The 11810-nt window shown below is 70.7% G+C and carries 10 protein-coding genes; 3 read left to right on the forward strand and 7 right to left on the reverse strand.

Translation table 11 applies throughout. The annotated features are described in order from the left end of the window. Window positions 1-11: 11 nt before the first annotated feature. From ACFXI4_RS12420 to ACFXI4_RS12435, 4 genes are all read right to left on the reverse strand, one after another. Window positions 12-3572, reverse strand: coding sequence for a choice-of-anchor D domain-containing protein (locus ACFXI4_RS12420; RefSeq protein WP_384989814.1), 3561 nt, complete (start codon window positions 3570-3572; stop codon window positions 12-14). Window positions 3573-4047: 475 nt separating this feature from the next. Beyond that, window positions 4048-4917: a hypothetical protein gene (locus ACFXI4_RS12425; RefSeq protein ID WP_384989815.1), complete on the reverse strand. Its 870-nt coding sequence runs from the start codon at window positions 4915-4917 to the stop codon at window positions 4048-4050. Between the two features lie 80 nt (window positions 4918-4997). Then, complete coding sequence (locus ACFXI4_RS12430; RefSeq protein WP_384989817.1) at window positions 4998-6380, reverse strand: MFS transporter; 1383 nt, start codon at window positions 6378-6380, stop codon at window positions 4998-5000. Between the two features lie 107 nt (window positions 6381-6487). Continuing rightward, entirely contained in the window at window positions 6488-6886 is a 399-nt protein-coding gene (locus ACFXI4_RS12435) for a VOC family protein (protein ID WP_362724177.1), read from the reverse strand. Window positions 6887-6980: 94 nt separating this feature from the next. On the opposite strand from ACFXI4_RS12435, the gene ACFXI4_RS12440 reads away from it, so the two are divergent. Further along, on the forward strand, window positions 6981-7970 hold the full coding sequence (locus tag ACFXI4_RS12440; RefSeq protein WP_384989819.1) for a helix-turn-helix transcriptional regulator: 990 nt from the start codon (window positions 6981-6983) through the stop codon (window positions 7968-7970). On the opposite strand, the gene ACFXI4_RS12445 is transcribed toward ACFXI4_RS12440, so the two are convergent. The 3 genes from ACFXI4_RS12445 to ACFXI4_RS12455 form a co-directional block, all read right to left on the reverse strand. After that, window positions 7952-8533: a TIGR03086 family metal-binding protein gene (locus tag ACFXI4_RS12445; RefSeq protein WP_384989820.1), complete on the reverse strand. Its 582-nt coding sequence runs from the start codon at window positions 8531-8533 to the stop codon at window positions 7952-7954. The two genes, ACFXI4_RS12440 and ACFXI4_RS12445, sit on opposite strands and share 19 nt — an antisense overlap. A gap of 10 nt (window positions 8534-8543) precedes the next feature. Then, the gene (locus tag ACFXI4_RS12450; protein ID WP_384989822.1) at window positions 8544-8996 is read right to left on the reverse strand and encodes a RidA family protein; all 453 of its coding nucleotides are present in this window, start codon (window positions 8994-8996) and stop codon (window positions 8544-8546) included. 649 nt (window positions 8997-9645) lie between these two features. After that, complete coding sequence (locus ACFXI4_RS12455) at window positions 9646-10281, reverse strand: ParA family protein (RefSeq protein WP_362724166.1); 636 nt, start codon at window positions 10279-10281, stop codon at window positions 9646-9648. A gap of 483 nt (window positions 10282-10764) precedes the next feature. Here ACFXI4_RS12455 and ACFXI4_RS12460 point away from each other — a divergent pair, with 483 nt between their 5' ends. Together ACFXI4_RS12460 and ACFXI4_RS12465 are read left to right on the forward strand one after the other, a co-directional pair. Next, window positions 10765-11373 (forward strand): hypothetical protein, encoded by a 609-nt coding sequence (locus ACFXI4_RS12460; protein WP_384989824.1) that lies wholly within the window; start codon window positions 10765-10767, stop codon window positions 11371-11373. 96 nt (window positions 11374-11469) lie between these two features. Next, complete coding sequence (locus tag ACFXI4_RS12465) at window positions 11470-11760, forward strand: hypothetical protein (protein WP_384989826.1); 291 nt, start codon at window positions 11470-11472, stop codon at window positions 11758-11760. Window positions 11761-11810: the final 50 nt, after the last annotated feature.

The raw sequence follows: 11810 nt of genomic DNA on the forward strand, positions 1-11810 counted from the left end.
AGGTCCGGCTGTCAGGTGTTCCAGACCTGGACCTCGGACAGCTGACCGGCCGGCCAGCCGTTGTTCGCCGTGATGTTCACCCGGACGTACCGCTGGGTGGTCGCGGTGAACGTGATGGTCACCGTGTTGTTGGTGGCGGGGTCGAAGGTGTAGGCGGCCGACGACTTGATGGTGGCGAAGGAGGAGCCGTCGGTGCTGCCCGACAGGGACAGCGTCTGGTTGCGCGCGCCCCAGCCCGCGGGGAGCTGCAGGACGACGCGGCTCGCACTCTGCGCGGAGCCGAGGTCCACCTGCACCCACTGGGGGAAGGCGTTGTTGGCGCTCTCCCAGTAGGTGCCCTGGTTGCCGTCCGTCACGTTCGACGACGGGTACACGTCGGTGTGGCTGGACTCCGTGGTGGCCGCGCCCGCCGCCAGGTTCCTGCTCACCGTGCCGGCGCCGGTGCCGGTCAGCGCGACCGTGGTCGTGCCGTTCGACGCGTTGCTGGCGATGCTGAGTTCGCCGGTACGGGTGCCGGACGCGGTGGGCCGGAAGGTGACGTTCACCGTGCAGGAGGCGTTCGCCGCGATCGACGTCCCGCAGGTGTTGGTCTGCGAGAAGTCACCCGTGGCGGTGATGCCGGAGACGGTGGCGGCCGCGGTTCCGGTGTTGGTCACCGTGACCGTCTGCGCGCTGCTGGAGGTGTTGAGCGCCTGGGTGGGATACGTCAGTGACGTCGGGTCGGCCGACAGGGTCGCCGGCGAGGAGCCGCCACTGCTGGGGAACACCTCGAAGTCAGACAACTGGGCTGCGTTCCAGCCGGTGTTGGCGGTGATGTTCACCCGCACGTATCTCGCCGTGGCGGCGTTGAACGTGATGGTGGCCGTGTTGTTGTTGGCGTTCGGGTCGAAGGTGTACCCGGCCGACGCCTTGATCGTGGCGAAGCTGGTGCCGTCCGTGGATCCCTGCACCGACAGGGTCTGCGTGCGGGCCGACCACGCCGTCGCCGGCGGGAGCTTGAGCACGACCTTGCCGACGCCGTAGTTCTGGCCGAGGTCGACCTGGGCCCACTGCGGGAACGAACCGTTCGTGCCCTCCCAGTACGTGGAGGCGTCCGGGTCGGTCAGGTTCGAGGCGACGTAGGGGCTGCTGCTGGAACTGGCCGTCGCGGGGCGCCCGGCGGCGATGTTCGTGGTGCTGTCGATGCCGCTGCCGGTCAGGGAGACGGTGGTCGGGCTGTTGTTGGCGTTGCTGGTGACGGTCAGGCTGCCGTTGCGGGTGCCGCCGCTGGTGGGCTTGAACCCGACGTTGACCGTGCAGGAGGCGCCGACCGCGAGGGTGGCGCAGTTGTTGGTCTGGCTGAAGTCGCCGGAGGCCGAGACTCCCGAGACGGTCGCCGACGCGGTGCCCGAGTTGGTCACCTTCACCGTCTGCGCGGTGGCCGAGGAGCCGACCACCGTGCCCTCGAAGGACAGGCTCGCCGGGTCGGTGTTCAGGACCGGGCCCGGCGCGGTGCCGGTGCCGGAGAGGCTGACCGTGTTGGTGGTCCCGCCCGCGGTGACGGTCAGGGATCCGGTACGGCTGCCGGTCGCCGTCGGCGTGAACTTCACGCTGACGGTGCACGAGCCGTTCGCCGCGATCGACGAGCCGCAGGTGTTGGTCTGGGAGTAGTCGCCGGAGGCCGAGATCGAGGAGACGGACGCGGCGCTGTTGGTCGGGTTGGAGACCGTCACGGTCTGCCCCGCGCTGGTCGAACCGGTCGCCACCGCTCCGAAGTTCAGCGCGCCGGGGGTGGCCGTCACGCCTTCGGACGGGTAGGGCGGGAAGACCGGGGCGGGCCAGCCGCCGCAGTACGGGGTGCCGCTGATGCCGGAGTTGCCGCCGCCGTCGGTGACGACGAAGTTGCCGCCGGAGCAGTTGTACACCGGGGACGAGTAACCGACGCCGGTGGCAGTGACGTTGGTGAACTTTGCGGCGCCGCCGGTCTGTTCCTGGAGAGCGAAGGTTCCGGTACCGGCGATGGTCACGTTGTTCAGGTTGACCCCGCTGATGGTGCCCTCGACCCACTGGACGGCCTCGTAGGGGCTCTGCTGGATCAGCGCGTTGGTCACGTTGATCGGGCCGTTGATCGCGCCCTGGCTGCCGTCGAACCAGAGGGCGCCCACACCGAACTGCCAGTTCGGGTCGAGGCTGCCGTCCCGGATCAGGGTGTTGTCGGAGATGGTGGTGGTGCCGACCGGCGTCGACGTGAAGCGCTGCCCCACGTGGATGCCGCCGCCCTGGGCGATGCCGGAGTCCACCACCCGGTTGCCGCTGACGGTGTTGTCGTGACCGCCGTAGATCGCGATGCCGTTGGCGAGGATCTGCAGGGAGACGGTGTTGTTGGAGACGGTGTCGTTGGCGTCGGCGCCGAGGGCGGAGTCCGCCCAGGTGGCGATGCCGTCGTCACCGGTGTTGCGGATGTCGCTGTTGGTCACCTTCGAGTTGGTGACACCGCCGTGGAAGTTGATGCCGTCGGCGGTGGTGTCCCGGATGCGCAGGCCGGTGAAGGTCAGCCCGTCCATCGGCCCGTCCATCCAGGCGCCGACCTTCATGTGGTCGATCCACAGGTTGGAGACGGTCGAATCGCTCATCGCGCCGCCGATGCCGTTGACCTGGGCGCTGTCGTCGCGCTCCTGCACGTTGCCGAAGATCGCGAAGTTCTGCAGGCGTACGCCCGTGCTGGCCGAGGGCGCGGAGTTGCCGTAGAAGCCGGGGGCCGTGCCCGTGACGGTCGAGTACCACATGCCGGCGCCGGCGATCGTGACGTTGTTGACGCTGATGTGGCCGGGGATGTTGTACGTGCCCGGCGGGATCCACACGGTGCCGCCGGGGCCGGCTGCGCTGATCGCCGCGTTGAACGCGCTGGTCGCGTCGGCCGCACCGGTCGCGTCGGCGCCCTTGCTGGTCACCGACACCGCCCCCGAGGGCGCGGTCAGGGCGGCACCGACCTGCTCGAAGTCGGCGAAGTCGATGGTGTACGAGGAGGCGGTGTCCCCCGCGTCGACCTGCAGCTTGAAGGTGGTGCCCGCCGGATAGGTGGTGGTGAAGAGCCGGTGGGCCTCGTCGTAGAAGTGGTGCGGGTTGCTGCCCGGCGTGTTGGTGAACGGGTAGCTGCCGTAGTACCAGCTGTAGGCGTTGGTCAGGGTGAAGTCGGGCTGCTTGACACCGTCGATGTACAGGGACAGCGCGGCGGTGTAGACCGAGCCGCCCGAGGTGTCCGGGATGCTGTACCGGAAGTTGATCGAGTTGGTCGCCACCGGCGTGGTGAACGTGACGTACTTGCCGGTGCCCTGGAGTGTCGTCGCCTTGCGGTACGACGCCTCGTCGGCCAGCTGGCCCTGGGTGTAACTGGGGCCGATGTTCGTGCCGTTGGTCGCGGAGTTCTCCGCCTGCACCTCGACGTACGGCAGGCTCGCGCCGCTGCCGCCGGTGGCGGTGGAGGCCGCCCAGGCCGGTTGGACGGCCAGGACGACGACGGAGACGGCGGCCACCATCGCGGTGCCGACCGCCCAGACGAGGGCTCGTCTCAGATATCGGATGGAATGGAACATTTACCACTCCTTTCACGCGGCATGCCGGACTCGGGAGCGCAGGCGATCGGCGCGGTCCGGCACACAGCGGGACACGGGGGACGCGGGGGATGGTGGGGGGTGGTGAGGGCGCAAGGGGGACCGTAATATCGCCGACATCATCGCGCAATAACTCGACAGAACTTTGCAACAATAAAAATGAAGCTCGCAAGATCCCATGTGCCGCGTTGGGTCAGGGCAGGCCGCAGCGCCGCCGGACGAGGCCCCCGGCGGCGCCCCCGTGCGGGCGGGGCCAGACGTTCCAGATCTGGAACTCGGACACCTGGCCCGCGGGCCAGGTGTCGTTGGCCGTGACGGTGACACGGAAGTGGCGCCCCAGCCCGCGGGCAGTCGCAGGACCACGCGGGAGTCGCTCCGGGCCGCGCCCAGGCCGGCCTGGACCCCCTGCGGAACGCGTTGTTCGCGCTTCCCCAGTAAGTGGACCGGTTGCCGTCCGTCACGTTCGACGAGGGATGGGCGTCGGTGTGGCCGGTCGCGCCGGTGGGCCTGCCCGCCGCGAGGTCGGTCCCGGTGGTGTCGGTGCCGGTACCGGACAGGGCCACCGTGGTGGGGCTGCCGGGCCGGTCGCCGCCAGCGTGGTGCCGCAGGTGCTGGTCCGGGCGAAGTCACCGCCGACGGGGACGCCGGTGATCGAGGCGGACGCGGTGCCGGAGCTGGTGACGGTGACGGGACGCGGGGCGCTGGCCGTGTTCGCCGTCCGGCCGGCGAAGGGCAGCGATCCGGGCGACGCGGTCGGAGTGGGCGACGGCGAGCCGGCGCCGGTGGTGAAACCGAGGTGGCCGATGTTCCACCCGCCGGTGTCCTGGTCGAGGGTGACGGTCTGCCGGCCGGCGGGCAGCGTCACCTGGGTGGTCACGGCGGTCCAGGTCTGCCCGCCGCCGGTGTCCGAGGGGTTGTCCAGGTCCACACCCTCGGCCCGGTAGGAGTCGGCGTTGCCGTTGACGCACGTGACGTGGCAGGCCATGCCCTGGCCGCCGGTGTCGCAGTCCTCCGCCTGCACCGTGCCGGGTGCGGCCGCCGGAGTGCCGCCGCAGGGACCCTCGGGGGCGGCCGGCGGCCAGTGGTTGTCGCTCAGCGCGGCCAGGAACCCGGCCAAGTTGTCGACCAAGGCGGTGGCACCGGCGCCGAGCCCGGCGACCGTGTTGCCGGTGATGGTCGCGGAGCCGGTGGGCGCGGGGCAGAACGGCGGTGAGATCACGATGCCGTTGCGGCCGGGTGTGCTGACCGTGTTGTCCTTGAGCAGGGTGTCGGTCGAGGTGGGGAAGCCGATCCCGTCGTAGAGGGAGTAAAGAAATACCTGGCGCAAGTGCCGCAATTTACCGGTCCAGATACGCAAATCACGGATGACGCACTCTCCCGTGCGAAAGCGCCCAGGGGATCCGCTTCTCAGGCCCGTTTCGGCGGCACCGGTACGCACCGCCAGGCGAGGACCGCGGCGGCCAGGTAGGCGAGCGCGCCGACGGCCATGCTGGCGCGGAGCCCGGTGCCGTAGTCGGTGGCCGTGGCCAGCAGGCTGCCGCCGAGCGCGACGCCGGTGGCGCTGCCGATCTGACGGGCGGTGTTGAACAGGGCGGAGGCGGCACCCGAGTACGCCGGGGGCACGGCGCCCATCACGGTGGCGGTCGAACCGGTGAGGGCGAAGGAGGTGCCGAATCCCGCGGCCGTCATCGGGGCGACCAGCAGCGGGTAGCCGGGGTCGGCTCCCGCCGCGGCCCAGCCGGCCAGCCCCAGGGCGGCCAGGAGCATGCCGGAGACCACCAGCGGACGGTCGCCGGTACGGCGGGTCAGCCGCCCGGACAGGACGGAGGCGAACATGGTCATCACCACCGCCGGGAACAGCGCGAGACCGGTGCCGAGGGCGCCGAGGCCGCGCTGGTGCTGGAATTCCAGGCTGGCCGTGAACAGCATGCCGTAGAAGCCGAAGTTGAACAGCAGACCGATCACGGCGCCCCCGCTCATCGCGCGGGACCGCAGCAGGCCCGGCGGCAGGACGGGAGAGCGGGCCAGCCGCTCGCGTACCGCGAACGCCGCCCCGGCCAGTACGGCCAGGCCCACCCCGCCGAGCACCGCCGGATCGGACCAGCCCCGCCGTCCGGCCTCGTTGAGCGCCGCGGTCAGCAGCGCCGCGGCCGCCACCACCGCGCACTGCGCCGGCCAGTCCAGCGCCCGGTCGGCGCGGCGGGGCGAGCGCGCCACATGACGTAACGTCAGCACCAGGCAGGCCACGCCGACGGGCAGGTTGATCAGGAACACCCAGCGCCACCCCAGCGTGGTGACGAGCAGCCCGCCCAGCAGCGGACCGGCGGCGGCCGCGATGCCCGCCATCGAACCCCACAGCCCGAAGGCCCGCGAGCGTGCGGCCGGCGCCGGGTAGGCCTGCCGGAGCAGAGCCAGGGAACCGGGCACGATCAGAGCCGCGCCGAGCCCCTCCGCCAGCCGGGCCGCGACCAGGAACGGGGCGCTCACCGCGAGCGCGCACGCGGCGGAGGACAGCGTGAACACCGCCACGCCCCAGCAGAAGACCCGGCGGTTGCCCAGCCGGTCACCCAGCGCGCCACCGGTCAGCAGGAACCCGGCGAAGACCAGGGTGTACCCGTCGGTGATCCACTGGATGCCGGTGAGCGAGGCTTTCAGCTGCCGGCCGATCACCGGCACGGCGACGTTGATGGCCGTCACGTCCAGGATCACCATGAAATACCCGGCGCACACCGCCGGCAGTGGCGCCCAGGACCATCGGCCGGACTCCGGATCCGGCTCCGCGCACGCCACGGCCCGCACTCCGTTCCGTCTGCCGACACACGACCCGAGGCACACCATAAGGGACATTTCGAAGACCCTGGGAGCACTTCGGACACGGCCCGCCGCGGCGGGTGACGTCAGCGCGCGAACTTCTCCCTGGCAGCCGGGGTGACGGGGGTGAAGAAGTTGACGAGGTTACCGTCGGGATCACGGAACAGCAGCGACCGGTTGCCCCAGGGCATGGTGGTCGGCTCGCTGACGAAGTCGGCGACGAAAGCGGTGAGGTCGCGGTGGACGCGGTCCACGTCGTCGACGAGGAACTCGGTGATCACGCTGTGGTTGTCCGCCGGGCGGGCGGAGCCGGGGGCGAACAGCGGGACCGTGCGGGTACCGGCGATCGCGAGGGTCGCGCCCGCGGTCGTGAGTTCGGCGAAGTCCTCGGTGGCCCACGTGGCCCGCACCCCCGTGGCCCGCTCGTAGAACTCGACGAGGCGCGCGACGTCGCCGGTGATGATGCGGATCGAGACGAAGTCCATGGGACATCTCCTTGGCTGTGTTCCAGAAGGGCACTGCGCAGGCTAGGAGAGATAGCGGACAGAATCGGTCCGGTATTCGCGTTAGGTTGGGACCATGTCTCGTCCCACCGGCCGCGTGCTGACCCTCCTGGAGCTGCTCCAGTCGGGCGGCACCCGCACCGTGGCCGAACTCGCCGACCGGCTCGGCGTCGAAGGACGCACCGTGCGGCGGTACGTCGGCCAGCTGACCGACCTGGACGTGCCGGTGGAATCGGTACGCGGCCGCTACGGCGGGTACCGGCTCGCCCCCGGGTACCGCCTGCCGCCGCTCATGCTCAGCGACGACGAGGCGCTGGCCGTACTGCTCGGCCTGCTCCTCGGCCGCCGGGCGGGGTTGACGACGGCGGAGCGCACGGCGAACGAGACGGCGTCGGCGAAGATCCGGCGGGTGCTGCCCAGGCACCTCACCCGTCGGCTCGACGCCCTCCTGGAGGCAGTCGCGTTCACGGAGCGGCCCGGCGACTTCGACACCCCGGACGCCGCCGTCCTGCTCACCCTCGCCGACGCGGTGCGCCACCGCCGGCCGGTCGCGCTGCGCCACACCGGCCGCGACGGACGGCGAGGCGACCGCACGCTGCACGCGTACGGGATCGTCGCCCACTCGGGCCGGTGGTACGTCACGGGCCACGACCCTGGGATCGGCGAGGACCGGACCTTCCGGCTGGACCGCATCGCGGACGCGAGGATCCTGCCCGGTTCCTTCGAGGCTCCCACGGGCCCCGGTCCGGCGCAGCGCCTGCTGTCCGGGTTCGCCACGGCCGGCTACCGGCACGAGGTGACCCTGCGCATCCACGGGACCGTCGAGCAGATCCGCGCCCGCCTCCCCGCCGGCGTCGCGGTCCTTCGGGAGGACGAGCCGGCGGCGGACCAGGAGCGGGCGGCCGAGCGCTGGCGGCGCGTCGAGGTGCGGGCGGAGCGGCTCGACTGGCTGCCTCCGGTGCTCGCCTCCCTCGACCGGCCGTTCGTGGTCGAGAGCCCGGCCGAACTCCGCCGCCTGGTCGCCGAGTTCGCCGACCGCCTCGCGTCCTACGCCCGCCAGGCCTGACGACGGCCGACGAGTCCGAGCAGCCGCTCCAGGCCGGAAGAGCCCACGGAGATCTCGACCACCGGGGCGAACGCGGTCCTCGGCCGGTCGTCGGACGGCGCACCGGCCGGGATCAGCGCCGCGACCTTGAGTGAGTGCTGGACCAGGTCGGCGTCCGGATCGTAGGCGACACCGATGGCCTGGGCGACGTCCCAGCCGTGGACCACGCAGTCGAGCACGTGCATACCGAGCGCGACCCGGCCGGGGAAGAACCCGAACTCCCTGATCCGGAGCGGTCGGTCCAGGACGTCCTCGGTGAACGCGCTCGTCATGGCGGCGGCCGAGTCGAGGAACGCCTGGTGCGGATCCTCGCCCAGGGTGCCCTGGTCCCAGGCCCGCAGGTCACCGGTGACGCCGCCCGCGGCGGCCGCGAAGCCGAGGTTCTCGCTCACCTGGTGACGGAGCAGGCCGTGCAGCGTCCAGTCGGCACACGGCGTCGGAAGACGGAGTTGATCCGGGCCGATCCGCGCGGTCACCGCTGCCATGGTGGCGAGGGCGTGGCGGTCCAGTTCTCTGATGTCCACGGCCGCGCGGCTAACCGCGCCCCTCGTTCGTGGGCCACCGGTTTTCGGAGGCGGGCGGGTCGAGCACGGCGGCGACCGCTTCGATCTCGACGAGCTGGTCGTCGTAGCCGAGCACGGTGACGCCGAACAGGGTGCTGGGGACGTCGTGATCGCCGAACCCGTCCCGGACCACCTTCCAGGCGGCCACCAGATCGTCCTGGCTGCTCGACGCGACGAGCACGCGGGTGCTGATGACGTCCTCGACCGATGCGCCGGCCTCGCTCAGCGCGGTCCGCATGTTCTCGAAGGCCTTCGCCGCCTGCCCCGCGTAGTCCCCGACCGCCGCCGTGGACCCGTCCTCGTTCAGCGGGCACGCCCCGGCGAGGAAGACCAGCCGTGCCGCGGCGGGTGCGGTGGCCGCGTACGCGTACTCGGCGACGTCGGACAAGGAGCTGGAACGAATCAGGGTGACGGCCCGGACCACAGCGATTCCCTTCGGTGCGGGTGAGATCCGGTCATGCTCCCAGGCGCCGGCCCGGCACGTCGCGTCAATTTCCGGGGGGTGGGTGCCGGGCACGGTGCGGGCGATCCCGAGGGCGCGCGAAGGCGCCGAAACGACGGACACCCGCCCTGGCCGAAGGCCGTCAGCGGGTGTTGCGATCCCCTGCGCCGGCGAAGGCGCCACGGGGCGATTCCGTTCTGTGTCCGAGGGGCGAGTTGATCGCTGCCGGTGCGCTCGTACTCGCGCAGCGGCGGCTCAAGCTCCAAGATCCGCCGGGTGCCCTCGCTGTCCCCCATGAGAACCGGCATCCGGCGGGCGCGAATGTCCGGGCCTCCGCAATCCAGCGAGATCACCCGGCGCCGGCATGCCGGTGGGCGGGCGGAGGCCGGTGCACGCCTGCGTCACCCGGCTTACGGGGCGCTTCTCGGGGGTCGCAGGGCAGCGGCGCCGGCCCGCATCATCACGGACACCGTTGACCCTGCCCATCGTACGAGGTCACGCGGCAAGCCGGAGTCGAGCTCGATGGTCACCCGCACGTACCGGGTGTGCAGCTGAGTGACTGTGACGGGACGCGGTACGACGGCGTCCGGTCCGCGCTGCAATGCGGCTCGGTAGGTGTCCTTCCGCTGATTCATGCCTTGTCCTGTCGCTTGATGAGTTCGTCTGCGAGGTCCATGTAGGCCGAGGCTTTGACTTCCACTGGACTTCCGAATGACTGGGCGTACAGGTCGAGCCGCGGAATGTGCGTGGACAACACGTCGAATCCCCGCTCGGTGAGGGCTTCGCGGGCGTCGGCATCGGGACCGGTACGCGTGGCGTCGGCACGATTCGTCCGGTTCAGCAGAACGGCAGCGCGGGCCGGCTCGACGCGCAGGGACTGTACGTCGCCCATCTCACCACCGATGGGCGCCATGCGATCCAGTTCGATGGGAGCTGGAGTCACCGGCACGATCCATTCGCTTGCGTACCTCATGATGCTGCGGGCGATGTGCGCGTGGTCCTCCAGCTGCGGAGCGTCGAACACGACGGCCTGCCGGTCGCCCAGGAAGTCGTTCACGCGCCGGTGCACATCGCCCACCGGAAGAGCGACCACAGGAAACGGAAAGCCACCTGCCAATTCGCTCCAGCGCAGCGCGGAGGAGGCGGGGTCGCTGTCGACCAGTAGCGGTGGGAAGCCCGACTCGTGAAGTGCGTGGGCCAACCAGACCGCGCTGGTCGTCTTTCCCACTCCGGGCTTCAGGTTCACAAAGGCGTAGCTCAGCGGCACATGAGTCAACGTATGGTCACGAGCGGCTGCCCGGCCGCCGACTTGGGACACACAGTGCCATCGTTCACCCTGCGGCGCCGGTGAATCATTCGTATGGGCCAGTACGGAAGTCGCAAGGACCGGAGGATGCGGGTGCCGATTGGTCATCCACCCAGGTGGTGGCCCTGATCGACCGATTCCTCAGGCCGCGCTCACCGACAACTCCGGTGTCTTCGAGCGCCCGGACGCGGACGGCATCATGATCTGTCGTGCAACAAGCCGAACCCGTCCAACGCCTCCGGGAGAGCCAACCCGGCCTCGCCCACGGCGTCGACGTCCGCAGCGACCCTCGGCGTCCACATCGACACCGCCGAGTGCTGGACACACCTGGCCGGTGCGCCAGGCACGCCACATCGCTCGGATCACAGGTACTCATCGAGAGCGACGACTGTAGTAACGGACCCCGCTCTTCAGCCTGACGCCCCCGTTCGTCACACTGACGCCGTGCCTCGCGCAGCCACCGCCGCCTCGTCCCGGCAGGTCCGCCGCCTCACCACGATGGCGTTTTTCGGTCCGCCGGTGATCATCGGGCTGTCGTTACTGTCCGCCAATCCGGACTGGAGCGGGCTCGGACTGGTGCTCGGGACCCTGACGCTGATCGCGACTCTCTCGCTGCTGATCACCGCCGCGCCGAACGGGTGGTTGATCGTCGGCGGGGTGATCGTCGGGATCGCCGCACTGTCCGGGCCGGGGCCGGTACTGCAAGCGGAGGTGATGGCGCACCAAGGACAGCGGGTGGAGGTGCGGGTCACCTCGGTGAAGACGTACCAGGGCAAGCACGGGCCGGAGTACACCTGCCTTCTGGGGCGGGTGGACGGCAAGCCGCTCGACCACGCCGAGCTGGACAACGACTCCTGCGACGGGCCGATGGAAGTCGGGCAGACCAAGGACGTGCTCGTCGACCCGCACGGCTGGACGGCGCCGGAGCCGGCCGAGACGGACTACGGCGGGATCGACATCGCCGCGTGGGCCCTGCCGGTGGTAGTGGTGCTCTTCGAGCTGCTGGTCTGGCTGTCCCGGCGGGTCGGGCTGCGTCGGTCCGAGGGCCGCTGATGGCGCCCGGTTCCCGGAAGGACGTGGCCTGGCTCCCGCACGTGGTGCGGCGGCTCGCCCGCGTGACCGGCGCCGCGCAAGATGCGGCCCGCGACGATGCGCAACACCGTCTACTACCGCTGCGAGTTCAAGGAACAGGAACAGTCCCTCCACCCCGGACCGAACCACCCCCGGACCGTCTGCCTCCGGGAGGACGTGGTCTGCCGGGCTCTGGACCGGTGGATCGCGAAAGCCTTCGCCCCCGACCGGCTCGGCGCCACCCTCACCGCCCTCACTCAGGCCAGCACGGCACCGAACGCGGCCGAGACGCTCACCCCGCAGCAGACTCGGCCCGCAAAATGGTCGAGGAGTGCGAGTCAGCGCCGACCAGATCCGGGAGATCACTGAGAGACTCGGAGACATCGCACAACGCGTACAGGCCGTCGACGCAGAGAAGA

It is taken from the genome of Streptomyces sp. NPDC059224, assembly GCF_042754285.1.
Classification (GTDB): Bacteria; Actinomycetota; Actinomycetes; order Streptomycetales; family Streptomycetaceae; genus Streptomyces.

Excerpts from the sequence above, each read along its gene's own strand:
- ACFXI4_RS12420 (WP_384989814.1), bottom strand. The coding sequence starts at position 3,572 with ATGTTCCATTCCATCCGATATCTGAGACGAGCCCTCGTCTGGGCGGTC.
- ACFXI4_RS12435 (WP_362724177.1), bottom strand. The coding sequence starts at position 6,886 with ATGGACTTCGTCTCGATCCGCATCATCACCGGCGACGTCGCGCGCCTC.
- ACFXI4_RS12440 (WP_384989819.1), top strand. The coding sequence starts at position 6,981 with ATGTCTCGTCCCACCGGCCGCGTGCTGACCCTCCTGGAGCTGCTCCAG.
- ACFXI4_RS12465 (WP_384989826.1), top strand. The coding sequence starts at position 11,470 with ATGCGCAACACCGTCTACTACCGCTGCGAGTTCAAGGAACAGGAACAG.